Source organism: Rhodococcus sp. NPDC004095 (assembly GCF_053604015.1).
Map to the genome: position 1 here is coordinate 176,721 of NZ_JBSGGS010000004.1, position 23,174 is coordinate 199,894.

Annotated in this window: 21 protein-coding genes; 5 read left to right on the top strand and 16 right to left on the bottom strand. The window is 68.7% G+C overall.

All coding sequences use genetic code 11. The annotated features are described in order from the left end of the window. Position 1: 1 nt before the first annotated feature. From ACWEPG_RS09085 to ACWEPG_RS09105, 5 genes are read right to left on the bottom strand one after another with little or no spacing between them, the layout of a single operon-like run. Positions 2-838, bottom strand: a complete 837-nt coding sequence (locus ACWEPG_RS09085; protein ID WP_452594293.1) for an HpcH/HpaI aldolase/citrate lyase family protein — start codon at positions 836-838, stop codon at positions 2-4. Position 839: 1 nt separating this feature from the next. After that, positions 840-1,367 carry a MaoC family dehydratase gene (locus ACWEPG_RS09090; protein WP_450114525.1) on the bottom strand — a complete coding sequence of 176 codons (528 nt, stop codon included), beginning with the start codon at positions 1,365-1,367 and terminating at the stop codon, positions 840-842. Next, the gene (locus tag ACWEPG_RS09095) at positions 1,364-2,527 is read right to left on the bottom strand and encodes an acyl-CoA dehydrogenase family protein (RefSeq protein ID WP_450114526.1); all 1,164 of its coding nucleotides are present in this window, start codon (positions 2,525-2,527) and stop codon (positions 1,364-1,366) included. Before ACWEPG_RS09095 ends, ACWEPG_RS09090 begins: the two co-directional genes overlap by 4 nt. Continuing rightward, positions 2,524-4,548, bottom strand: coding sequence for an acetyl/propionyl/methylcrotonyl-CoA carboxylase subunit alpha (locus ACWEPG_RS09100; protein ID WP_452594364.1), 2,025 nt, complete (start codon positions 4,546-4,548; stop codon positions 2,524-2,526). Before ACWEPG_RS09100 ends, ACWEPG_RS09095 begins: the two co-directional genes overlap by 4 nt. A 23-nt stretch (positions 4,549-4,571) precedes the next feature. After that, positions 4,572-6,104 (bottom strand): carboxyl transferase domain-containing protein, encoded by a 1,533-nt coding sequence (locus tag ACWEPG_RS09105; RefSeq protein WP_450114528.1) that lies wholly within the window; start codon positions 6,102-6,104, stop codon positions 4,572-4,574. A gap of 145 nt (positions 6,105-6,249) precedes the next feature. Between ACWEPG_RS09105 and ACWEPG_RS09110 the strand changes: the two genes are divergently transcribed. Together ACWEPG_RS09110 and ACWEPG_RS09115 are read left to right on the top strand one after the other, a co-directional pair. Beyond that, complete coding sequence (locus ACWEPG_RS09110) at positions 6,250-6,861, top strand: SACE_7040 family transcriptional regulator (RefSeq protein WP_452594294.1); 612 nt, start codon at positions 6,250-6,252, stop codon at positions 6,859-6,861. Positions 6,862-6,978: 117 nt separating this feature from the next. Further along, on the top strand, positions 6,979-7,308 hold the full coding sequence (locus ACWEPG_RS09115; protein WP_452594295.1) for a YnfA family protein: 330 nt from the start codon (positions 6,979-6,981) through the stop codon (positions 7,306-7,308). A gap of 27 nt (positions 7,309-7,335) precedes the next feature. Here the strand turns inward: ACWEPG_RS09115 and ACWEPG_RS09120 are convergent, their stop codons facing one another. The 4 genes from ACWEPG_RS09120 to ACWEPG_RS09135 form a co-directional block, all read right to left on the bottom strand. After that, the gene (locus ACWEPG_RS09120) at positions 7,336-7,980 is read right to left on the bottom strand and encodes a YoaK family protein (RefSeq protein WP_452594296.1); all 645 of its coding nucleotides are present in this window, start codon (positions 7,978-7,980) and stop codon (positions 7,336-7,338) included. Positions 7,981-8,118: 138 nt separating this feature from the next. Continuing rightward, complete coding sequence (locus ACWEPG_RS09125; RefSeq protein WP_452594297.1) at positions 8,119-8,409, bottom strand: GlsB/YeaQ/YmgE family stress response membrane protein; 291 nt, start codon at positions 8,407-8,409, stop codon at positions 8,119-8,121. Between the two features lie 98 nt (positions 8,410-8,507). Continuing rightward, the gene (locus ACWEPG_RS09130) at positions 8,508-9,620 is read right to left on the bottom strand and encodes an NDMA-dependent alcohol dehydrogenase (RefSeq protein ID WP_450114532.1); all 1,113 of its coding nucleotides are present in this window, start codon (positions 9,618-9,620) and stop codon (positions 8,508-8,510) included. 29 nt (positions 9,621-9,649) lie between these two features. Beyond that, positions 9,650-11,152, bottom strand: coding sequence for an aldehyde dehydrogenase family protein (locus tag ACWEPG_RS09135; RefSeq protein WP_452594298.1), 1,503 nt, complete (start codon positions 11,150-11,152; stop codon positions 9,650-9,652). A 306-nt stretch (positions 11,153-11,458) separates the two neighbouring features. On the opposite strand from ACWEPG_RS09135, the gene ACWEPG_RS09140 reads away from it, so the two are divergent. Further along, complete coding sequence (locus ACWEPG_RS09140; protein WP_452594299.1) at positions 11,459-12,382, top strand: helix-turn-helix domain-containing protein; 924 nt, start codon at positions 11,459-11,461, stop codon at positions 12,380-12,382. Between the two features lie 88 nt (positions 12,383-12,470). Here ACWEPG_RS09140 and ACWEPG_RS09145 read toward each other — a convergent pair whose 3' ends face one another. From ACWEPG_RS09145 to ACWEPG_RS09165, 5 genes are all read right to left on the bottom strand, one after another. Beyond that, positions 12,471-14,129: a sigma-54-dependent Fis family transcriptional regulator gene (locus ACWEPG_RS09145; protein ID WP_452594300.1), complete on the bottom strand. Its 1,659-nt coding sequence runs from the start codon at positions 14,127-14,129 to the stop codon at positions 12,471-12,473. A 12-nt stretch (positions 14,130-14,141) separates the two neighbouring features. After that, a complete protein-coding gene (locus tag ACWEPG_RS09150; protein WP_450114568.1) occupies positions 14,142-15,731 on the bottom strand; it encodes an AMP-binding protein in 1,590 nt (529 codons plus the stop codon). A 203-nt stretch (positions 15,732-15,934) separates the two neighbouring features. Next, on the bottom strand, positions 15,935-17,251 hold the full coding sequence (locus ACWEPG_RS09155; RefSeq protein WP_450114535.1) for an MFS transporter: 1,317 nt from the start codon (positions 17,249-17,251) through the stop codon (positions 15,935-15,937). A gap of 136 nt (positions 17,252-17,387) precedes the next feature. Next, positions 17,388-18,290 carry a biphenyl-2,3-diol 1,2-dioxygenase gene (bphC, locus tag ACWEPG_RS09160; protein ID WP_450114536.1) on the bottom strand — a complete coding sequence of 301 codons (903 nt, stop codon included), beginning with the start codon at positions 18,288-18,290 and terminating at the stop codon, positions 17,388-17,390. Between the two features lie 53 nt (positions 18,291-18,343). Next, complete coding sequence (locus tag ACWEPG_RS09165; RefSeq protein WP_452594301.1) at positions 18,344-19,516, bottom strand: hydroxylase; 1,173 nt, start codon at positions 19,514-19,516, stop codon at positions 18,344-18,346. 370 nt (positions 19,517-19,886) lie between these two features. Between ACWEPG_RS09165 and ACWEPG_RS09170 the strand changes: the two genes are divergently transcribed. Further along, the gene (locus ACWEPG_RS09170) at positions 19,887-20,450 is read left to right on the top strand and encodes a nuclear transport factor 2 family protein (RefSeq protein ID WP_452594302.1); all 564 of its coding nucleotides are present in this window, start codon (positions 19,887-19,889) and stop codon (positions 20,448-20,450) included. Between the two features lie 117 nt (positions 20,451-20,567). Continuing rightward, positions 20,568-21,332: an IclR family transcriptional regulator gene (locus ACWEPG_RS09175; protein WP_450114539.1), complete on the top strand. Its 765-nt coding sequence runs from the start codon at positions 20,568-20,570 to the stop codon at positions 21,330-21,332. A gap of 115 nt (positions 21,333-21,447) precedes the next feature. Here ACWEPG_RS09175 and ACWEPG_RS09180 read toward each other — a convergent pair whose 3' ends face one another. Both ACWEPG_RS09180 and ACWEPG_RS09185 read right to left on the bottom strand, forming a co-directional pair. Further along, positions 21,448-22,593 carry a Rieske 2Fe-2S domain-containing protein gene (locus ACWEPG_RS09180; protein WP_450114540.1) on the bottom strand — a complete coding sequence of 382 codons (1,146 nt, stop codon included), beginning with the start codon at positions 22,591-22,593 and terminating at the stop codon, positions 21,448-21,450. Between the two features lie 137 nt (positions 22,594-22,730). Continuing rightward, complete coding sequence (locus tag ACWEPG_RS09185) at positions 22,731-22,985, bottom strand: hypothetical protein (protein ID WP_450114569.1); 255 nt, start codon at positions 22,983-22,985, stop codon at positions 22,731-22,733. Positions 22,986-23,174: the final 189 nt, after the last annotated feature.

A 23,174-nucleotide genomic window follows, 5' to 3' on the forward strand; every position in this document is an offset into this window, starting at 1 on the left:
GTCAATCGACCTCCTGATCACCTGCCCTGCGCACGATCTGCTCCGCGTGCCGGAACACCGGGGCATCCACCATCTTGCCCTCGAAGGTGAACACTCCGCGCTCCTCGCCCGCAGCGGCGAGCAACCGCCGGGCCCAGTCGACGTCCTCGGCGGACGGCGCGTACGCCTCGCGCACGACCGTGACCTGGCTCGGGTGGATCGAGACCTTCGCATCGAAGCCGACCGCGACCGCGTCGTCCGCCTCCTCCCGCAGACCCGCCAGGTCCTTGATGTCGAGGTACACCGAGTCCAACGCGAGCCGCCCGTGCGCCTTCGCGGCGAGCAGCGATGCGGACCGCACGTGCCGGGCCACGTCCCGGTAGGTGCCGTCGGCTCGGCGACTTCCGGTGCCGCCGAGCGAGGCGACGAGGTCCTCGGCACCCCACATCACCCCGACCGCGTTGGCGACCTGCGCGGACTCCGCGACGGTCAGCGCGCCGAGCGGAGACTCGATCAGTGCGATCACCTCCCGCGGCGCCAGCGAGCGCACCTGTTCGGCGGACTCGCACTTGGGCAACATCACCCGCGGATAGCCGGTTTCGAGCAACGCCTCCAGGTCGAGCCGCTGGTCCTCGGTGCCGTGCGCGTTGATGCGAACCACGGTGCGCTGCGGGTCGAGCGGGGTGTCGATCAGTGCGCGGCGGGCCGCCGGACGGTCCGCGGCCGCGACTCCGTCCTCGAGGTCGAGGATCACGACGTCCGCGGTGGCCGCGGCCTTGGCGAATCGTTCCGGCCGGTCCGCCGGGCAGAACAGCCACGAGGGTCCTGGAGGAGTCCAGGGTGCATCCGTCCCGGCCACGTCACTCACCGTCCGTTCGGGAATCATCAATTGGACGCTTCCGCACCATCGTCTTGCGGACGGCGGTCGCGACCACGTCACCGTGCTGGTTGCGCGCGGTGTGCGCGAAGGTGACGATGCCCTCGCCGGGCCGGCTCTTCGACTCCCGCTTCTCGACGATGACCGTCTCCGCGTACATCGTGTCGCCATGGAACAGCGGCTTCGGGAACGCGATCTCGGAGAATCCGAGGTTTCCGACGATCGTGCCCTGCGTCAGCTGTGCCACCGACAGCCCCACCAGAGTGGACAGCGTGAACATCGAATTCACCAGCCGGGCGTTGAAGGGCGGCAACGCATCCGAGAACGCTGCGTCCAGGTGCAGTGCCTGCGTGTTCATCGTCAGCGTCGTGAACAGGACGTTGTCGGCCTCGGTGACCGTGCGACCGGGACGGTGCTCGTAGACGACACCGGTCTCGAACTCCTCGAACCACAGGCCGCGCTGCACGACCCTGCGCGGCTCGACCCCGGCACTCACTGAACCCTCGCTCACAGACCCGCCTCCCGCGCGATCAGCATCAACTGCACCTCGGTCGTGCCCTCACCGATCTCGAGGATCTTCGAGTCCCGGTAGTGCCGTGCGACGGCGTACTCGTTCATGAAGCCGTAGCCACCGAAGATCTGCGTGGCGTCACGGGCATTGTCCATCGCCGCCTCGCTGGCGACCAGCTTGGCGATCGACGCCTGCTTCTTGAACGGCTTGCCCGCCAGCATCAGCGCGGCGGCGTCGTAGTAGGCGGTGCGGGCGGTGTGTGCCCGCGCCTCCATCCGCGCGATCTTGAACGCGATCGCCTGGTTGGACCCGATCGTGCGCCCGAACGCCTCGCGTTCCTTGGCGTACTTGACCGACTCGTCGACGCAGCCCTGCGCGGCACCGACGGACAGCGCCGCGATCGCGATCCGACCCTCGTCCAGGATCCGCAGGAAGTTCGCGTACCCGCGGCCCCGCTCGCCGAGCAGGTTCTCCCGCGGCACCCGCACGTCCTGGAAGGTCAGCGGATGGGTGTCGGAGGCGTTCCAGCCGACCTTGTTGTAGGCGGGCTCCGCGGTGAACCCGGGGGTCGAGGCAGGTACCAGGATCGTGGAGATCTCCTTCTTCCCGTTCGCCGCGGTCCCGGTGACCGCGGTGACGGTGACCAGCTTGGTGATGTCGGTGCCGGAGTTCGTGATGAACTGCTTGTTGCCGTTGATCACCCAGTCCTCGCCGTCCTCACGGGCGGTGGTCCGGGTGCCGCCGGCGTCACTGCCGGCTCCCGGCTCGGTCAGGCCGAAGGCGGCGAGGGACTTTCCGCTCGTCAGCTGCGGCAGCCACTCCTGCTTCTGGGCGTCGTTGCCGAACCGGTACACCGGCATCGCGCCGAGGGAGACACCCGCCTCGAGGGTGATGGCCACGGACTGGTCGACCTTGCCGAGCTCCTCGAGCGCGAGGCACAGGGCGAAATAGTCGCCGCCCTGACCGCCGTACTCCTCGGGGAACGGCAGGCCGAACAGGCCGAGGTCGGCCATCCCGTCGATCACCTCGTACGGGAAGGTGTGGTTGGCGTCGTGCTCGGCAGCGACCGGCGCGACCACCGTCTGCGCGAAGTCTCGGACGGTCTTGGCCAGCTGCTCGTACTCGTCGGGCAGCGACCCGGTGGAAAGGTAGTCGGTCATGCCTGGTCACCCTTTTCGGTCTTGTCGTCAGTGCTGTCGGGAATCACGCGTGCAAGCAGTTGGTCGACCTTGACCTGGTCACCGGCGGCGGCGAAGACCTCGACGGTGCCGTCGATCGGGGCGGTCAGCGCGTGCTCCATCTTCATCGCCTCCACCACCACGATCGTGGTGCCCGCGGTGACCGTGGCGCCGGACTCGACGCCGACGGCGATCACCGCGCCCGGCATCGGGCTGGTCAGCTCCGCCTCCCCGGCGTGCGTGTCGCCGGTGCGGACGTTGACCTCCGCGACCTCCCGGACCACCGCGATCCCCGACGGGGACGCCAGCCACAGGTGCCCGTCCTGCTCGGCGACCCGGTAGGTCTCGCTGCGCCCGTCCAGCACGACCCGCAGCCGGTCACCATCCAACAACGCGGTCAGGGAACGGGATTCGCCGTCCTCCAGCTGGGCAGTCGCGGCGCCGGGGCGTCCGGTGATGCGGACGTGTTCGGCGCGGGTCGCGGTCGCGAGCCGGATGCCGGTCGGCGCCGGGCCACCGACCCGCCAGCCGGTCGGGATGTCCCACGGGTCCGCCGAACCGGACGGCCAGCGGGCCAGCCACCGGTACACCCCGGCGGCGACGATCTGGTCGTCGCTCGGCTCGGGGGCGACGAAGTGCTCGAGCCTGCGGTCCAGCAGCCCGGTGTCCAGGTTGCCCGCCACCACGTCCGGGTCGGCGAGCAGGAACCGCGCGAAGTCGATGTTGGTGACCACACCGAGCACCGCCGTCTCGGCGAGCGCCCGGTCCAGGCCACGCAACGCCGCCGCGCGGTCGGCGGCGTGCACGATCACCTTCGACAGCATCGGGTCGTAGTCACTGCCGACGACGGTGCCGACCCGCAACCCCGAATCCACCCGCACCCCAGGACCACTCGCCTCGGCGAGGTCCACGACGGTGCCACCGGTCGGCAGGAAGCCGCGCGCCGGATCCTCCGCGTAGACCCGGGCCTCGATCGCATGACCGGTGAGGGTGATGTCGTCCTGACTCAGGGCCAGCTTCTCCCCCGCCGCCACCCGCACCTGCCACTCGACCAGGTCCAGGCCCGTCACCATCTCGGTGACCGGGTGCTCGACCTGCAGCCGGGTGTTCATCTCCATGAAGAAGAACTCGTCGGGCCGATCCGCGGAGACGATGAACTCCACCGTCCCGGCGCCGGCGTAGTCCACGCTGCGGGCGGTGTTGCAGGCCGCCTCACCGATCCGCGCGCGGGTCGCCTCGTCCAGCAGCGGCGACGGCGCCTCCTCGATCACCTTCTGGTGCCGACGCTGCAGGCTGCACTCACGCTCCCCCAGATGGATCACGTTGCCGTGCGTGTCGGCGAGGATCTGCACCTCGATGTGCCGGGGCCGCAACACGAACCGCTCCAGGAACAAGGTGTCGTCCCCGAACGCCGACGCCGCCTCCCGACGTGCACTCGCCAACGCCGCAGGCAACTCCGCCGGATCCTCGACCATCCGCATGCCCTTGCCACCGCCACCCGCGGACGGCTTGACCAGCACCGGGTAACCGACCTCGTCGGCGGCAGCGATCAGTTCGGCATCGGAAAGTCCCGGGCGCGCGATGCCCGGCACCACCGGCACGTCGAACGCGGCGACCGCGTTCTTCGCGGTGATCTTGTCGCCCATCACCTCGATGGCGCGCGCCGACGGGCCCAGGAACGCGATCCCCGCCGCCTCCAACGCGGCCGCGAAGGCCGCGTTCTCGGAAAGGAACCCGTACCCGGGATGCACGGCCTGCGCACCCGTGCGGCGGGCGGCCTCGACCACCTTGTCGATGTCGAGGTAACTCTCCCGCGCCGCGGCGGGGCCGAGACGCACCGCCGTGTCCGCCTCGTGGACGTGCCGGGCGTCGGCGTCCGCGTCGCTGTAGACGGCGACGGACCGAATGCCCATCGCGCGCAGGGTGCGGATCACCCGGACCGCGATCTCGCCGCGGTTCGCCACGAGGACGGTATCGAACAGGATCGGGGTCGGTTCGCTCATCTTCTCGCTCACAGTCATGTCACTCACATCCGGAAGACGCCGTAGGACACCGGCTCGATCGGCGCGTTCGCGCACACCGACAGGGCCAGTCCGAGAACATCTCTGGTGTCGGCCGGGTCGATGATCCCGTCGTCCCACAACCGGGCAGTCGAGTAGTACGGATTGCCCTGCGCCTCGTACTGGGCGCGGATCTCGTCGGGGTCGCTGCCCGAGCCGACGGTGCCGAGCACCGACGCCGCCTGCTCGCCACCCATCACCGAGATCCGGGCGTTCGGCCACATCCACAGGAACCGTGGCGAGTACGCGCGGCCGCACATCGAGTAGTTGCCCGCACCGTAGGAGCCGCCGATGACGACGGTCAGCTTCGGCACCCGGGCGCACGCCACAGCGGTCACCATCTTCGCGCCGTGCTTGGCGATGCCGCCGGCCTCGTAGTCGCGGCCGACCATGAACCCGGCGATGTTCTGCAGGAACAGCAGCGGGACCGACCGCTTGTCGCACAACTCGATGAAGTGCGCGCCCTTCATCGCGGACTCGGCGAACAGCACACCGTTGTTGGCGACGATCCCGACCGGGTGCCCGTGGATCCGCGCGAAACCAGTGACCAGGGTCTTGCCGTACTCCGCCTTGAACTCCTGGAACTCCCCGCCGTCGACGACCCGGGTGATGACCTCGTGCACGTCGTACGGGGTGCGCGGGTCGGTCGGGACCACGTCGTAGAGCTCGGTCTGATCGGCGACCGCGTCGACGGTCTCGACCACGTCCCACGGCCGCGGACTGCGCGGGCCCAGGGTGGAGACGATGTTCCGCACGATCCGCAGCGCGTCCTGATCGTCCGCGGCGAGATGGTCGGTGACACCGGAGACCTTCGAGTGCAGGTCACCGCCGCCGAGCTCCTCCGCCGTGACGACCTCACCGGTCGCGGCCTTCACCAGCGGCGGGCCGCCGAGGAAGATGGTGCCCTGGTTGCGGACGATGACGGCCTCGTCGCTCATCGCCGGCACGTACGCGCCACCGGCGGTGCACGAGCCCATCACCGACGCGATCTGCGCGATCCCCTTCGCGCTCATCGTCGCCTGGTTGAAGAAGATCCGGCCGAAGTGCTCGCGGTCCGGGAACACCTCGTCCTGCCGCGGCAGGAACGCGCCACCGGAGTCGACGAGGTAGATGCACGGCAGGTTGTTCTGCAGCGCGATCTCCTGCGCCCGCAGGTGCTTCTTCACCGTCATCGGGTAGTAGGTGCCGCCCTTGACCGTGGCGTCGTTTGCGACGATCACGCACTCGCGGCCGGAGACCCGGCCGATCCCGGCGATCATGCCCGCGCCGGGGCACTCGTCGCCGTAGAGGCCGTTCGCCGCCAACGGCGAGAACTCCAGGAACGGGCTGCCCGCGTCCAGCAGCGTGTTCACCCGGTCGCGCGGGAGCAGCTTGCCGCGGTCGACGTGCCGCTGCCGCGACTTCTCACTGCCGCCGAGGGCCGCGGTCGCGAGCCGCTCGCGCAGCTCCTTCACCAACCGCTCGTGATCGTCCCTGTTGCCTGCTCGGTCGAAGCCCATCTCGCCGCCTGTCCGGTCCGTGCCACTCGTGGCTCCGGCACCAACGTTGCCGTCGACACCATTTCGGTTAACTATCAATAACCGAATTTAAGATAACTGTGCTTAACTGAGTTGTCCAGACCCCCATCCGGAGAGGAGAACCCGCGTGTCGGAGCCCAACACCGCGGAAGCTCCGGCACCCACCCGTCGCAGCCAGGCCAAGGCCGACCGGCGCCGTCAGCTGTTGCAGGCCGCCTCCCGGTTGATCGCCGAGCGCGGATACGCCGGGGTGCGCCTCGAGGACCTCGGCTCCGCGGTGGGCATCAGCGGCCCCGCCGTCTACCGGCACTTCTCCAACAAGGAGGCGTTGCTGGTCGAACTGCTGGTGGACATCAGTGCGCGCCTGTTCGACGGCGGCACCGACGTGGTCGAATCCGCGCGGGACGCGCCCTCCGCGCTCGCCGGTCTGATCGAGTTCCATCTGGACTTCGCGCTCGGCGAGTCCGACCTGATCCGGGTCCAGGACCGCGACCTCGGGTCGTTGCCCGAGGCCGCGCGCCGGCAGGTGCGCCAGTTCCAGCGCCGGTACGTCGAGCTGTGGGTGCAGGTGCTGCGGGAAACGGACCCGGCACTGTCGGAGACCGAGGCCCGAACCAAGGCGCACGCAACCTTCGGCCTGATCAACTCGACACCGCACAGCGCGGCGCGGACCACCCCCACGCACACCCGCGACGTGCTGCGGCGAATGACCTTCGCGGCACTGGCGCCGGGAGTGTGACGCGAGGCGGTGGCCGTCGGCCGCTCGCCGCGCCTGCACACCGTCCACGGTAGGCCCACCGGCCCCGTTGCGAGGTCCGCCCCGACCCGAATCCGGTTCGCGGATATCGTCGCGCCCATGACCGTCGCGAAGTCCGTCGCCCTGTTCGCCGTCGCCGCCGTGTTCGAGATCGGCGGCGCGTGGCTGGTGTGGCAGGGTGTGCGCGAGCACCGCGGCTGGCTGTGGGCCGGGCTCGGGGTGATCGCGCTCGGCGTCTACGGTTTCGTCGCGACGTTGCAGCCGGACGCGAACTTCGGGCGCATCCTCGCCGCGTACGGCGGCGTGTTCGTCGCAGGCTCACTGGTGTGGGCGATGGCCCTCGACGGCTTCCGCCCCGACCGCTGGGACCTGATCGGCGCGTTGATCTGCCTGGCCGGGGTCGCCGTCATCATGTACCCGCCGCGGTGAGGCCGCGGCCGGATTCCCGAGCAGGGTTCAGGCCGAGCGGGACCGGTTCGCGAAGGCCACCGCGAGCGCCAGAGCCGTAACGACGGCGACCCACAGCCCCGCCAACCCGACACCGTGGTGGACGGCGGTCCCGGCGGCGACGCCCGTCAGCAGGCCACCCCAATGACCCGCGAACCGGGTCCACTCCCAGCGCGGACCACCCGTCATTGCGGCGGCGATGCTGCGCCCCAGTTTCACCAGCGTCCCGGTCATGTAGGTCAGGCTGATCGACGCCCCGTCACCGCGGTCGAACACCGTGTTCTCGGCACCCATCGCCAGTGCCAGTGCCGCGATGACAACCTGCTCCGGACCGAAGCCGGACACCACTGCCGCGATCGAGACCAGGACGGCCACCACGATCATGACCACCGAGCCGCGCCGGGTCCCGGCCCGTTCACCGACGAGCGCGCCGAGGACGACTCCGAGCACGAACAGGCCGATGACCCCTGCACCGACGAGCGCCGGGTGCCAGTTCCCGTCGACGGCGGCGACACCCATCCTGGTGGTGTTGCCGCTCATGAACGAGACGAAGAATCCGCCGAGCGTGATGAACCCCATCGCGTCGACGTAGCCGGCCAGGGCGGCGAGAACCACCGCGACCGCATAGGTCCTGCGACCGGCGTCCACCACCACAGCGCATGTCCTCCGATGATTGTCTGTGCGCACCCCGGAGGGGATCCTCGCACGCGTGGGATCCCCCCGCGCGGTCCGGCGCGGGGGGATCTCGGTGATCATGCACCCGGACGACGCCGAGCGGGCGTCACCCGAGGACTACGCGTGTCTGGCGTGACCGGAGTGGTCCATACCCCGCGAGATCGCCTGGTACCCGAGAGCGAGCACGGCTGCGGCCGCGATGCTGATGACCCAGCGGATCCAGTCGATCCCACTGGTGTCACCCTTGCCGAGCAGGCCGTTCCACACCCAGTACCCGATGAGTGCGCCCGCGATGCCGAGCACCACGGTGATCACCCACCCCATCGCCTGCTTGCCGGGCAGGACGAGGCGGGCGAGTACCCCGATGACGGCACCGAAGATGATGGTGCCAACGATGTTCCAGAACATTGCGGATCTCCTCTCGGACACCGAACCGCACGAGAAGTCTGTAACCCTTCGATGGTGGCACAGTGCGGCACCGAGAGGAACCCCCGCGACGGCACGGACTACTGCGAGTGCACGATCACGCCTCGAATGTTCTTGCCGTCTCGCAGGTCCTGGTAGCCCTGGTTGACGTCTTCGAGGCGGTACTGCGTGGTGACCAACTCGTCGAGTTTCAGCTGGCCCGCATCGTAGAGACGCAGCAGCTTGACGATGTCGTACTGCGGGTTCATCGACCCGAACAGCGACCCCTTGATGGTCTTCTGGTTCAGGGTCAGGTCGCAGCCCGAGACGTGCACGGTCAGCTTCGTTGGGTCGGCGAGTCCAGTGATGACGACGGTGCCGCCCTTGCCGATCACGGCGGTCGCGGCGGAGACGACCTCTTCGTCGACGGTGCCGACCAGGATGAGGGCCGCATCCGCGCCCTGTCCCCAGGTCAGCTCCGCCACCTTCTCGGCCGCGCTCGCCGCATCGGGGAAGGCGTGTGTGGCACCGAATTTCAGCGCGGTCTCCCGCTTGAGCGGAACCGGGTCCACCGCCACGACGTACTTGCAGCCCGCGCTCACCGCACCCTGGATCGCGTTGATGCCGAGCCCTCCGACGCCGTAGACGACGGCGGTGTCCCCGGCACGCAGATTACCCGCGTTGACGGCGGTGCCCCACCCGGACGGCACGCCACACCCGACGAGAACCGCGGTCTCGAGCGGCAGCCAGTCGTCCACCTTGACGACCGAGTGCTGGGAGATGGTGGCCCGCTCGGCGAAGGTGCCGAGCATGCACATCGCACCGAAATCCGTTCCCTTGGAGTGAAACCGGAACGTGCCGTCCGGCATCGACCCCTCGAGGATGGTGGCGCCCATGTCGCACAGGTTCTGCCGACCCGTCGAGCAGTAGCGACAGGTGCCGCAGTTCGGGATGAAACTGCACACGACGTGATCGCCCGGCTTGACCTTGGTGACGCCCGGGCCGACCTCCTCGATGATCCCGGAGCCCTCGTGCCCGCCGACGATCGGGTACCTCGGCGGCAGGTCCCCGTCCGTCAGGTGCAGGTCCGAGTGACACAGGCCCGCGGCGGTGTACTTGATCAGTACCTCGCCCGGACCGGGTCCGTCGAGTTCGAGTTCCATGATCTCGAACGGCTTACCGGCCTCGAGCAGGACTGCTGCTGTGGTCTTCATGTGATTCTCCTTCTGCGAGACGAAACCGGTCAGAGTGCGACGTTGACGGACTTGGTGATCGTGTAGGCGTCGAGGCCGGCGGCACCCAGTTCTCGGCCCCAACCGGACTGCTTGTAGCCGCCGAACGGCATCGCGGTGTCGAAGCCGTTGTACTGGTTGATCCACACCGACCCTGCCTTGATCTGCCGGGCGGTGCGGTGCGCCTTGGAGATGTCCTTGGTCCAGATTCCCGCGGCCAGGCCGTAGATCGAGTCGTTGGCCGCGGCGGCGACGCCGGTCTCCGCGTTGAACGGCAGCGCCGCGACGACGGGACCGAAGATCTCCTCGCGCACGATCGAGAACTCGGGCTTGACGTCCACGAACACGGTCGGTTCGACGAAGTAGCCGGTCTCGCCCCAGCGCTTGCCGCCGGTGAGCGCCCGCGCGCCGTCCGCGAGCCCGGCGGCGAGGTAGCCGGTGACCTTGTCGAACTGTTCCTGCGACACCAGCGGCCCGAGCTGGGTGGCGGGATCGAGGCCGGGGCCGATCTTCACCTGACTGGCCGCGGTTGCGACGGCCTGCGTGAACTCGTCGAAGATCTTGTCCTCCACGAAGAGTCGAGTCCCCGCGACACAGCACTGCCCGTGATTGAACAGCCAGGCGTTCAGCGACCCCTCCACGGCGGCGTCGAAGTCCGCGTCCGCGAACACGATGTTCGGGCTCTTGCCGCCGAGTTCGAGGGTGACCTTCTTCAGGTTGCCCTTCGCCGCGTCGACGATCTTCTTGCCCACCTCGGTCGATCCGGTGAACGCGATCTTGTCGACACTCTCGTGGGCCGAGAGCGCGGCGCCGGCGTCGCCGAAGCCGCTGACGATGTTGACCACGCCGGGCGGGAATCCGGCTTCCTGGAACACCTCTCCGAGCAGCAGTGCGGTGAGGGGTGTCTGCTCGGCAGGCTTGAGGATGACGGTGTTGCCGGCGGCGAGGGCGGGAGCCAGCTTCCACGCCGCCATCAGCAGCGGGAAGTTCCACGGCACGATCAGCCCGCACACGCCGACCGGTTCGCGCAGCGTGTAGGCGTGGAACTGGGCATCGGGGGCGAACGGCATCGACACGTTGACGGTGCTGCCCTCGATCTTGGTGGCCCAGCCCGCGTAGTAGCGGAACACGTCCGCGGCCCAGGCCACGTCGACGGCGGACGCGATGCCCGCGGACTTGCCGTTGTCGAGGGCCTCCAACTGTCCGAACTCCTCGGCTCGCTCACTGAGGATGTCCCCGACGCGCCAGATCAGCCGCTCCCGCTGATTCGGCTTCATCGACGCCCACGACCCCTCGTCGAACGCCCGCCGCGCCGCCCGCACCGCCCGGTCGACGTCCTCGGCCTGGCCATGCGCGACCTCGGTGAGCACGTTGCCGGTGGCCGGGTCGTACGTCGGGAAGGTGCGACCGGAGGCCGCCTCCACCCACTCGCCCCCGATCAAGAGCTTCTTCGGGCCTCCGGCCAGGAAACCCTGGACCCGGGCGGCCAGCGGGAAGTCGGCGATCGCTGTCATCGGAACTCCTTCGAACTGACGATGTGACGTACGCCATAGTTCGCCAAGTTTCGGGGTGCCAACTGTCCAAGGTTCGGACACCTGAGCGTCACCCCGCCCGCGAGTGGACTCCACCACCGCAGGGGTGAGCTTCCGACTTGTACGTCGGAGCGGCGTCGTGTTCGAACCGACGGGTCGTAGCGTGCGGTAGGAGGCCGTGGGGACAGCTCGATGGCTTCCTGCCCACTCGGGCGGTCGGCGCATCACGTCCCGGCCGGCGCCGAATCCGCTTGCGTCTCCTGCAGGGGGAGATACCAGAGTGGGGACATGGAAGACGACACCTGGCTGTCCATCGGTGATCTCGCGCGGCACACCGGACTGACCGTCAAGACGATTCGGTACTACGCCGACAGAGGAATCGTTCCGCCCGCGGGCCGAAGTTCGGCAGGGCACCGCCGCTACGGTGTCGACGCCACCGTCCGACTCGAGTTCGTCCGTACCCTTCGCGATCTGGGCTTGGATCTGGAGACGATCCGGAAGGTGGTGGATCGGGAAGCCGCGCTGGCCGACGTCGCGGAAAAGCATGCCGATGCATTGGCGGTTCAGATCCGACTGCTCCGGATACGACGCTCACTCCTGCAGGCGGTCGCCGCGCGAGGATCGACCCCCGCCGCGATGACCACGGTGCCGGCCCTCGCGGCGATGGCAGAGGGGGAACGGCGTGCATTGGTCGACACGTTCCTCGACGGAGCGTTCGGAGGCGCGGCGAGCGAAGCGGCCGTCCAGGGCATCATGCGCACGCTGACGCCAGAGCTGCCGGACGATCCGGAACCGGAGCAGATCACGGCGTGGGTGGAGCTGGCCGAGCTGATGCAGGACAACGAGTTCCGGAAGGTCATGATGGGCGTGACCGACCATTTCGCCGTCGATCTCGCGCACCACGGCGTCGGCGTGCACCGAGACACCGCGGCCGTGATTTGCGACCTCGTCGGCCCGGCGCTGACCGCAAACATCGACCCGGCCTCGCCGGCGGCCGCTGCCGTGGTCGATGCAGTCGTGGCGAATTTCGCTCGAACCGTGGACCTACCTGTTGGCCCCCAGGTGCGGCGGCGGTTGCTCGATTGGCTCACCCTGGTGCAAGACCCCCGCCGCGAGAGGTACATCGAACTCCTCGCCGTGGTCAACGGCTGGTCCGCGCCCGAGACGCTGTCGCCCGTGTTCAACTGGCTCGAGCGGGCTGTGTCTGCGTGACAGTGTCGACACTTCCTCGTCGACCCGCACCGAGATCATGCGGCCGGTGTTCGAATGCTCCCGGGGTTGACGGCAGACGTAGGAACCCTCACGGGCGTGAAGCGCTCACGTCGAGTGCGCGCATGCGGGTGTACAGCGTGCTGCGACTGATCCCCAGCTGCGCGGCCGCGTGCACCTTGTTTCCGGAGCAGTCCGCAAGCGCGTCGACGATCGCCTGACGCTCGGCCCGCTCACGGCCACCGAGCCTGCTCACCCGATCGGAGGTCCGATACCGCGGTGGCAGGTCGTCGACCGTGATCGCGGCGCGGGGGGCGGCCGCCACCTGCGCCATCACCACTCTCAGCTCGGCGAGGTTCCCTGGCCACCGGGCCGCCGCCACGGCCTCGCGCGCCGAGCCGGTCAGGCGGGTTCCCGGCGCGCACTCGTCGAGCATCGCCTGCGCGAGGTCGGCCACCTCGTCGCGACGCTCACGCAGCGGGGGCAGCGTCACCCGCTCGGGACACCGCGCCATCAGTGACGCGACCGGCCGGGGCAGGTCGGCCTCGGGGCAGGCGGTGAGCACGATGCGCGGTTCCTCGCCGGCGAGCGCCGTGGCCAGCAACGGGAGCGCCGCCTCCGGCAGCAACTGCGCCTCCTCCACGACGACGACTCCACGTCCGACCAGACGCGGCGCGAGATCGCCGATCCAGGAATCGAGACCACGCAGCACGATGTCCGACGCATCGAACCACCACGCCGGATCGTCACCGGCGACATCCCGCGCGGTGACGGTGCGACCCGACCCGGGTTCACCGAGCACCGCCACGGACCCGGACGCGGCCCGGAGCCGCTCGAGTTCACGCCGGACCCGCTGCCCCGGTTCGACTCTCGCGCTCCCCCTCGGTACCGGGGTCGCCTGACGGTCGACGGGCTCCACGAGAAACAGCGCCCCGCCGTCCGCGCCCGCGACCCGGTCGGCCCGCACGGTGACCGCCTCCCCGGACGCGAGTTCGAGGTGCACGGTGCGGGACTGGTCGGGTTTCAGATCCGCTGCCAGCCCGCGCAGCACCGCGTGATCGGCGCCGCCCAGCATCTCCTGGGCGGCGCGGTTGGACAGCAGCAGGTCCTCCCCGATCGCGGCGACCGCGGTCTGCCGCTGGGGTGAGACGCGGTGGAACGCGTCGACCAGACGCTGCTCGGATGCGCGTGCTCCCGCCAGCAGCCGCCGCTCGATATCATCGGCGGCCCGCTGCAGGAACGGCGCGAACAACGAGTTCACCTGCGGGCCGATGCAGGTCATGTCGAGGATTCCCTCGACCCGGCGGGTGACCGGATGGATGATCGGATGCCCGTAGCAGCTCAGATCCTTGAACTGTTCGAGGTAGTGCTCTGCTCCGTTGACCACGACGCCGCGGCGCACCTCCAGCGGCGTCCCGAGCGCGTTGGTCCCCGCCCGGTCCTCCCCGAAACGTGATCCGACGACGACACCGAGCCGTTCCATCCGCCGCTCCACCGCCGGATTGTCGAACACCCTGGCCACGATGCGGCAGTCCGGGTCGGCAAGCAGCAGACACAGTTCGGTGCCCGCGATCTGCAGGCCTACCTCGTCGAGCACCGGCCGGGCCGCGCGAAGCAGCCGGCTGGTGAAGTCCAGGTCGTCGGTCGGGGTGGCGTCGAACGCACGGTCCGGGTCGACCCCGCTGAGCGCGGATCGCTTCCAGGACAGCGCGATCTCGGGCCGGACCGTCTGTGCACCGTCCGCTGTCATGGGTCCGCTGCCCTAGCCCCGGCCGATCAGCTCGAGCGACTTCTCGCGCATCTCGATCTTGCGGACCTTGCCGGTGACCGTCATCGGGAACTCGTCGACGACGTGGACGTAGCGGGGGATCTTGTAGTGGGCGAGTTTGCCGGCGCAGTAGTCGCGCAGCGCATCGGCGTCGAGCGGTGCGGCGCCCTCGCGCATCCGCACCCACACCATCAATTCCTCGCCGTACCTGTCGTCGGGCACACCGATCACCTGCGCATCGAGAATGTCGGGGTGGGTGTAGAGGAACTCCTCGATCTCGCGCGGGTAGATGTTCTCGCCGCCGCGGATCACCATGTCCTTGATACGTCCGGTGATCGCGACGTACCCGTCCGCGTCCATCACCCCGATGTCGCCGGTGTGCATCCACCTCGCCGCATCGATGGCCTCGGCGGTCTTCTCCGGGTTGTTCCAGTAGCCGAGCATCACCGAGTAGCCGCGAGTGCACAACTCCCCCGGCTCACCGCGCGGCACAGTCAATCCCGTTGCCGGATCGACGATCTTGACCTCCAGGTGCGGGCCGACCCGGCCGACGGTGGACACGCGCTGGTCGATGGTGTCGTCGGAGCGGGTCTGCAGCGAGACCGGCGAGGTCTCGGTCATGCCGTAGCAGATGGAGACCTCGCTCATGCCCATCTGTTCGATGACCTGCTTCATCACCTCGACCGGGCAGGGCGATCCCGCCATGATGCCGGTCCGCAGGCTCGACAGGTCGTAGCTCGCGAAGTCCGGGTCGGCGAGCTCTGCGATGAACATCGTCGGCACCCCGTACAGGGAGGTGCAGCGCTCTGCCTGCACGGCAGCGAGGGTGGCCTTCGGGTCGAACGCCGGCGCCGGGATGATCATGGCGGCACCGTGGCTGGTGCAGGCGAGGTTCCCCATGACCATGCCGAAGCAGTGATAGAACGGCACCGGGATACACACGCGGTCGAGCTCGGTGTAGTGGCACAACTCGCCGACGAAGTAGCCGTTGTTGAGAATGTTGTGGTGACTGAGCGTGGCACCCTTCGGGAATCCCGTTGTGCCCGAGGTGTACTGGATGTTGATCGGATCGTCCGCGGACAGCGCGGCCTGGGCCTGCGCCACCGCGGTCGGGTCGGCGGTGTGCGCGGCGCGCCCGTCGGCGACGAGCCGATGCCACGCGTCACTGCCGAGCAGGATCACCGAGTCCAGGTCCGGACAGTTCGGCCGTACCAGCTCGATCATCGCGGCGTAGTCGGAGGTCTTGAAACTCGCCGCGGAGATCAGCATCGCGATGCCGGCCTGCTCGAGCACGTACTGCAGCTCGTGTGACCGGTAGGCGGGGTTGATGTTGACCAGGATGGCGCCGATCTTCGCGGTCGCGTACTGCACGATCGTCCATTCCGGGCAGTTCGGGGACCAGATGCCGACCCGGTCCCCCTTGCGCACTCCGCGCCCCAGGAGTCCGGCAGCGAGGGCGTCGACCTCGGCGCCGAACTCGGCATACGTCCAGCGCCTGCCACCGGCGTGGTCGACGAGGGCGTCACGGTCGCCGTACGCGGCCACCGTCCGGTCCAGGTTGCCGCCGATGGTGTCCCCCAGCATCGGGGCGTCCCACACACCCGACCCGTAGCTGGGCAGTGCACTCGGCGCGGCGGGCGCGGTCCCGGTCATCGTCAGTCCTCCCTCGCACCCGGCGGCCGGATGCCTCTGAAATCGAAGCTACTCACACAATTGTGACCCACGACATACTCCTGCGGGCGAGGTGCCGGTAACTGTCCGGGAACCGAACACCCCGCCCGTCCGAGCTAGAGCGACAGGTCTTTCGTCTCGACCAGGGCCCGGGTGCAGAAGAAGCTGAGCACTGCGAGCGCGGCCAGCATCACGCCGATGGCGATGCCCCCGAAGGAGGACGCGAGTGGCGCCGCGATCAGCGGCGGGATCGCGCCGCCGAGCACGCCGGCGAGGTTGTATCCGAGCCCGGCACCGGTGTACCGGTAGCGGGTGTGGAACATCTCCGGCAGCAGTGCGCCGCAGGGGCCGTACGCGACGCCGAAGATCGTCAGCGTGCCGAACATGCCGATCGCGAACGCGGCCGGCGAACCGGTGTCGAGGAGCGGGAACAGTGCCAGCGCCCAGACCAGTGCCGCGACGCAGGACGCCATGATCACCTTGCGGCGACCGATCCGGTCCGAGTACAGCGCGGAGACGATGATCGCGGCCCCGAACACGAACGCCGAAGCGATGCCGACGGAGAGCACGAAGGGTCGCGAGAAGCCGAGCGTCTTGGTGCCGTAGCTGGTCAGGAACGCGGTGCCCATGTAGAAGAACGCGAACAGGGTGGCCAGGGCTCCGGCGGAGAGCATGATCTCCTTGCTCTGGTGACGCCAGGCGTCCGCGAAGGGCAGCCGCCGCACCTCCTGCGGCGCAGCCTGATTCGCCCGGAAGACGGGCGTCTCCTCGATCGCCAGGCGCATGTAGAGGCCGATCGCCACGAGCACGATGGAGAACAGGAACGGCACCCGCCAGCCCCAGGCGAGGAAGGTGTCGTTGGTGTCGCCGAGGATCGAACCGGTGACCAGGAAGGTTCCCGAGGAGAGGATGAAGGCGATGGCCGGACCGAGCTGCGGGAACATCGCGTAGAGGCCGCGTTTGCCGGGGGGTGCGTATTCGGCGGTGAGCAGAGTCGCGCCGGCCCATTCGCCGCCGACCGCGAAGCCCTGCGCGAACCGCAGCAGCACCAGGATCAGGGGGGCCGCGACGCCGATCGTGTCGGCGCTGGGCAGCAGGCCGATGAGCAGCGTCGAGATGCCCATCAGGAGCAGGGTGGAGACCAGGGTCTTCTTCCGCCCGATCCGGTCACCGTAGTGCCCGAAGAGCATCGCCCCGACCGGGCGGGCGATGAACGCGACCGCGAACGTGGCGAACGAGGCCACAGTGCCCGCGGTGGAACCGAGGGCGGGGAAGAACACGGTCGGGAAGACCAGCGCGGCGGCCGTCCCGTAGATGAAGAAGTCGTAGAACTCGATGGTGGTGCCGATGCAACTGGCGACGGCCACTCGGCGCACGCTCGTCCGAGTCGCGGGCGCTGCCGCGGTCTCCGACGCTGGCGACACTGTCGTCATGGGTCCCTCTTCTCAGAGCAGATGGGGCCCGGCGTGCTCGCCGGGACTGCGAGAAAAGGTAGTGACGCGGCTCACGTCCGAACCACCCCCGAAAGGGGGTGAGGTGACCTGAGTCACCCCACCCCGGGTCGGCACGTCAGGGAATGAAGGCGGCGAGGGGCTCGGCCGCCGACTGGTCGTGACCCCAGTAGGCGTCGGCGGTGATCTCCTCCGACGTGTAGTGCCGCTCGTCGACGAGCATGCCCTCGGTACCGAACTCGAGATCCCACCCGCCGGGGGCGCGGACGTAGAACGAGATCATCTTGTCGTTGGTGTGCCGGCCCAACGTCGACGAGATCGAGAAGTCGTTGCGGTTGACCCGGTCCAGCGCCTGGCCGACCGCGTCGAGGGTGTCGACCTCGGTCATCAGGTGGACGAGGCCCGGCTCCTCGTTCGGCGGAGCGGGGCACAGCGCGAGGCTGTGGTGGCGCTCGTTGATGCCGAGGAAGCGCACCCGGGACAGGCCTTCGTCGTCGAGTCGGATCGAGCCGCGCGGCAGGAAGCCGAGGACCTGGGTGTAGAACTCGTACGTCTCGTCGAAGTTCGCCGCCGGCAGCACCACGTGACCGAGACCGAGCCCGCCGGTTACCCAGCGTCCGGCGAAGGGCGTCACCACGGGGGTGTGGTCGAGAACCGGGCCGTGGAACACCTCGAGGCGGGTGCCCGCCGGGTCGGCGAACGCGATCGCCTGCTCGGCGTCGAGGTACGTGCTGTCCTTCCGCGACAACACCTCGACGGTCCGTCCGGACTTCTCGACGCCCTCACGCACCCGCTCGAGCGCGAACTCGTCACGCACCTCCCAGCCGACGGCCAGGGCCCTGTCGGAATCACCGGGAAGCACCGCGATGCGGGCGCGACGTTCGTCGACGCGGGCGTAGAAGCCGTCGGGCTCGGGGCCGGAACCTTCGGCCATGCCGAGACCGTCCAGGAGCAGCTCACGCCAGCGCGGCACGTCCCGTGTCTGGATGCGGAGGTAGCCGAGACCTCTCAGTTCTGTCATGTCAGTCGTCCTCGAATGGTGAAGGGGGTCAGATCATTCCGCGGTGCGCGCGGTCAGATCATGGCGCGGTACGCGCCCTGCGGGTCGCCACCGAGCTGGGTGAGGGCCGCGGAGTGGTAGATCATGCCGGGCACGTGAATGGCGTGGGTGAGACCGACGTGCGCGTCGCGCCAGAACCGCTGCATCGGCGTCTTCAGGTGCACCGCGCCACCGCCGGCACGGGCGAAGACCTCGTCCATGGCCCGCACCGCTCGCCACGCGGAGGAGATCTGGGTGCGGCGGCCGATCGCCCGCTCCTCGAAGCCGATCTCCTCGCCGCGATCGGTCTTGTCCCAGAAGCGGTCGACCGTCTCCAGCAACGTGATTCGCGCGGCGGAGATCTCCGATGCGGCCTCGCTGATCGCGAAGAGGACGTACGGGTCCTCCTTGATGGGGACACCGGTGACCTGGACGCGTTCCTTCTGCGCGGCGATGTAGCAGGCCAGCGCGCCCTCGGTCATGCCGATCAGCGACGAGGTGATGCCCAGCGGGAAGATGTACGAGAACGGGAACTTGTACAGCGTCTCGTCGCGACCGGCGTGCTTGGCACCGTTGCCGCTGAGGACGATGTCGGCATCGATCGTGCGATGGGACGGGAGGAACGCATCCTTGACGATCAGGTCCTTCGAGCCGGTCCCGCGCAGGCCGATCACATTCCAGCTGTCCTGGTCGATCTCGTAGTCGCTGCGCGGGAGCAGCACGTGCAGGACCTGGTCGGTGCGGTTGCCGTCCTTGTCGCCGACCGCGGCACCGATCATGACCCACCCGCAGTGGTCGGTGCCGGACGAGAACGACCATCGGCCGGTGAGAATGTAGCCGCCGTCCACGGGGACCGCGACGCCCATCGGCGCGTACGGCGAGGCCATCCACATGTCGTGGTCGGCGCCCCAGACCTCGTCCTGCGCCTTCGGGTCGAAGAAGGCGAGCTCCCACGGGTGGACACCGACGATCCCGGAGACCCATCCGGTGGCACCGTCGATTGCGCCGATCGCCATCGCGGTCTCCGCGAACTCGCGCGGGTGCGCCTCGAACCCGCCGTACTCCTTCGGCTGCAGCATCCGGATCACGCCGGATTCCCGCAGCGTCTTGGCCGTGGTGTCCGGCAGGCGCATCAGCCTGTCCCCTTCGGGGGCCTGCGCACGAATCTCGTCCGCGTGCGCCATGATCCGGTCGAGCACCTGTCCCATTGCATCCTCACATTCGATGTAATTCAAACCGCGGTGGCCGGACGGTGTCCCCCCACCGAAGACCGGAACGGCCGGCACCACGAAGATCCGGGGCGGCCCGGTGGCCCCGCGAGGGCCCGGTCCGTCACCGGGATCACATTTCGCCCTGTCCGCGAACCGTAGTCAGCGCCGCTGCGAGCCGACAGCGGTGTTCCGATGAACGGAACGGTCTCGGTTCGCACTGGGAGAAGCCACGAAAGCGCGCGAGCCCGAACCGAATCCGCATTCGGCTGGACGGAAACCCGGCGGCGGACCCGAACGCCCTCGGCTAGGAAGGGCGACGGCTTTCCCGGTTCCGCACCCCGCGCCCGGGCCCATCGAAAGGACCGCGATGACCATCAACGAAAACGTCGACAGGGTGGACGCCGACAACACGGAGCGGCGCCTGCGGACGCTCGAGGAACGGGTCCGTCTCCTCCAGGACCATCTCGACATCACCACGCTCATCTACTCGTACGGCCCGGCCGTCGACACCCGCGCCGAGCGGGTCGTGGCGGAGATCTGGACCGAGGACGGGGTGTACGACGTCGACACCGGGCGCCTCGAGGGTCGCGCGGAGATCGCGGCAATGGTGTCCTCGGAGATGCACGTGGGGTTCGTCGACGGCGGATGCGGGCACGTCGCAGGCCCCGCCCACGTCACCGTCACCGGCGACACCGCGGTGGCCACGCTCTACACGCAACTGGTCACCAAACACCCCAACGACGAGAGCTTCCGGGTCACCCGGCTGAGCGCGAACCGGTGGGAACTGGCCCGGACCACCCACGGCTGGCGGGTGACGACGCGGACGAACCGTCTGCTGGACGGCGGCGGCGAGGGCCGTGCCGTACTCGCCGCCGGGGTCACGAAGGCGCGCGACCCGCAGCGGGCGGGCCGGCCCAACCCGGCAACGTGACGGCCGTCACGACCGCTGCTATAGTCGCTCTCATATTGATTGATCGCTTGCTCAATGGCGACCCGTGGTGCGTCCCCGGCTCGTCGACGTATCGATTACGGAGGTCCGCGAAACACCATGTCGAGCGAAGAAAACTCCCCGGTCGCAGTGCTCGACCGCGTCTCGATCCTGCTCGATGCCTTCAACGACAGCGAGCGCCTCACCCTCTCGGAGCTGTCCCGGCGCACCGGCTTCCCGCGGTCGTCCACGCACCGAATGCTCGTGCAACTCCTTCGCCTGCAGTGGATCCGGCGCCGTGGGCACGCCTACGAACTCGGCATGAAGATGTTCGAGCTCGGGTCGCTCGCCCGGCACCACGACAGCGTGCACCGCGCCGCGCTGCCGGTCATGCACCAACTGCACGCCACCACCGGCCTGACGATCCATCTCGCGGTGCTCGACGGACCCGATGTGCTCTACCTCGAGCGAATCGGCAACGGCTTCTCCATGACACTTCCGTCCCGGGTCGGAGGGCGCCGGGCGGCGGTCCACACCGCCCTCGGCAAGGCGATGCTCGCGGCGACCGGTGCGGATCCGGAACTCGCGATGGCCGACCGGGCCGCCGCCACCCCGCACAGCATTGCGGACCCGTCGGAACTGCGCCGCGAGTTCGCCGGCATCCGTGAGCGGTCGGTCGCATTCGATCGGAACGAAGCGGTGGTCGGCGCGTCCTGCGTGGCCGCGGCGATCGGCGACGGACGGACCACGGTCGGCGCGATCTCCGCCTGCGGACCGAGCGACCGGATCAATGCCTGGGCCCTGGTCGCGCCGGTGCGCATGGCGGCGCTGACGGCATGGCGCCGGATCGACGAGCCACGCTCGATGCACGGTGTCCCCGCCTGAGGCTCGCCACCTCGGTCCGACGACACCGTTCGGAACCAACCGTCGCGTCCGATCGACGAAAACAGCTGTGCCCCCTGCGTGTTCACACAGGGGGCACAGTTCGCGATCGGACCGACTACTGCTCGGCCGCCATCTTGGCGAGATTCTCCTTGACCTCGGTGGCCCAGTTCTGCCGGGCCCGGGTGGTGTCGACCTCGAACTCGAACCGCTTGGTCATGTCCTCGGTGACGTCTTCGACGTCCACGTAGAACTGCTGGTACCAGCGCCGCAGCTGGTACACCGGACCGTCCTCCTCGGTCAGCAGCGGGTTCTCGATCCGGGACTTGTGCTTCCAGATCTCGATGTCCTGCTTGAACTGGGTCTCGACACCCTCGGTGAACATCGTCGCCATCGCCGTGGCCTCCTCGTCGGAGACGCCCTCCATCCGCTTGACCGTGGTGCCGAACTGGAGCACGAACGAGTCCTGGGTGACCGGGTAGTGACAGTTGATCAGCTTGGTCTCGACCTTGTTCCCGCCCGCGATCGTGTAAACGGTGTCGAGCATGAAGGACGGACCGTGGTACGACGCGTCCGACACCGTCTCGGCGTCGGGCATGTCCAACTGCACACCGGTCTGGATGTCGTCGCGCCCGTACGAGCGCATGTGCTGCGACGCGACGTGACCCTCGAAGACGTTCTTGAAGAACTCCGGCATCTGGAAGTGCACGTAGAAGAAGTGCGCCATGTCGACGACGTTGTCGACGATCTCACGGCAGTTCGAGCCCTCGACGAGGAAGGACGTGTAGGTCCATTCGCTCCACTCGTCGGTGCCCCACCCCTCGATCTCGGGGATGGTGACCTCGGGCGGGGGCGGGTTGCCCTGCGGATCGTTCCAGACGAAGAACAATCCGTTGCGCTCCAGGCTGATCCAGCTCCGCGTCTTCGCGAGCGGAGGTACCCGGCGCGCGTAGGGAATGGACGTGCAGCGACCCTTTCCGCCCCACCGCCAGTCGTGGAACGGGCAGGCGATGTCGTCGCCCTTGATCTCACCCATCGCCAGGTTGCCGCCCATGTGCCGGCAGAATGCGTCCAGCACGTTGAGCTTTCCGGCGGTGTCCGCCCACACCACCAGGTCGGTGCCGAAGATCTTCACCTGATGCGGCTTGCCGTCGCGGAACGAGTCCGCCAGACCGATGCAGTGCCAGCCGCGTGCATAGCGGGTGGGGTTGCTCCCGGTCTCGATGTTCCTGACTTCGGGCTCGGTGGCCGAGTCGACGGTCATGTCTCCTCCAAATTGATCCTGTGGTCACCGGTCGGGCGGGCTGTCCCGACCGGTCGATCGGTCGTCGTGCCGGAAGTCCCTGGTTGGTTGACGACACCGGGGCACGACAGGGTCCTACGGCGCGAGATACAGCGCGTTCAACGCAGACGGCCGGGAACGGGGTAGGTGCGCCCCGACTCCACGAGGCGGCCGCTGCGGACCGCCTCGTCCACCGTGGCCTTGAGCGCGGCGCAGGAGGGCACGCTCGCGGTGTTCACACCCTGCTGTGCGAGTGCGCGAAACTCGGCGCACCGCACCGACGCATCCTCGAGCCACTGGACGCTGGTGTGGGTGGGGCTGTACGTCTCCACCAGCACCGGATTCCCACATGTCCGGCAGTCGAGCTCCTGCATTGCCACGGTCCTTCCCTTCGGTGTGTTCGAGGCGGCCCAGCCGCCGTGCATTCGAGGCGGCCCAGCCGCCGTGCATTCGAGGCGGCCCAGCCGCCGTGCATTCGAGGCGGCCCAGCCGCCGTGTAGCCGAACCGGGCCGGCCGTCCTGTCGCGAACGGCCCGCCGCTGCGTCGGTTTCGAGCGACACTA

Coding starts and splice junctions, on each gene's coding strand:
- ACWEPG_RS09095 (WP_450114526.1), bottom strand. CDS start 2,527: ATGACCGACTACCTTTCCACCGGGTCGCTGCCCGACGAGTACGAGCAG.
- ACWEPG_RS09100 (WP_452594364.1), bottom strand. CDS start 4,548: ATGAGCGAACCGACCCCGATCCTGTTCGATACCGTCCTCGTGGCGAAC.
- ACWEPG_RS09105 (WP_450114528.1), bottom strand. CDS start 6,104: ATGGGCTTCGACCGAGCAGGCAACAGGGACGATCACGAGCGGTTGGTG.
- ACWEPG_RS09115 (WP_452594295.1), top strand. CDS start 6,979: ATGACCGTCGCGAAGTCCGTCGCCCTGTTCGCCGTCGCCGCCGTGTTC.
- ACWEPG_RS09125 (WP_452594297.1), bottom strand. CDS start 8,409: ATGTTCTGGAACATCGTTGGCACCATCATCTTCGGTGCCGTCATCGGG.
- ACWEPG_RS09130 (WP_450114532.1), bottom strand. CDS start 9,620: ATGAAGACCACAGCAGCAGTCCTGCTCGAGGCCGGTAAGCCGTTCGAG.
- ACWEPG_RS09135 (WP_452594298.1), bottom strand. CDS start 11,152: ATGACAGCGATCGCCGACTTCCCGCTGGCCGCCCGGGTCCAGGGTTTC.
- ACWEPG_RS09140 (WP_452594299.1), top strand. CDS start 11,459: ATGGAAGACGACACCTGGCTGTCCATCGGTGATCTCGCGCGGCACACC.
- ACWEPG_RS09145 (WP_452594300.1), bottom strand. CDS start 14,129: ATGACAGCGGACGGTGCACAGACGGTCCGGCCCGAGATCGCGCTGTCC.
- ACWEPG_RS09150 (WP_450114568.1), bottom strand. CDS start 15,731: ATGCTGGGGGACACCATCGGCGGCAACCTGGACCGGACGGTGGCCGCG.
- ACWEPG_RS09155 (WP_450114535.1), bottom strand. CDS start 17,251: ATGACGACAGTGTCGCCAGCGTCGGAGACCGCGGCAGCGCCCGCGACT.
- bphC (WP_450114536.1), bottom strand. CDS start 18,290: ATGACAGAACTGAGAGGTCTCGGCTACCTCCGCATCCAGACACGGGAC.
- ACWEPG_RS09165 (WP_452594301.1), bottom strand. CDS start 19,516: ATGGGACAGGTGCTCGACCGGATCATGGCGCACGCGGACGAGATTCGT.
- ACWEPG_RS09170 (WP_452594302.1), top strand. CDS start 19,887: ATGACCATCAACGAAAACGTCGACAGGGTGGACGCCGACAACACGGAG.
- ACWEPG_RS09175 (WP_450114539.1), top strand. CDS start 20,568: ATGTCGAGCGAAGAAAACTCCCCGGTCGCAGTGCTCGACCGCGTCTCG.
- ACWEPG_RS09180 (WP_450114540.1), bottom strand. CDS start 22,593: ATGACCGTCGACTCGGCCACCGAGCCCGAAGTCAGGAACATCGAGACC.
- ACWEPG_RS09185 (WP_450114569.1), bottom strand. CDS start 22,985: ATGCAGGAGCTCGACTGCCGGACATGTGGGAATCCGGTGCTGGTGGAG.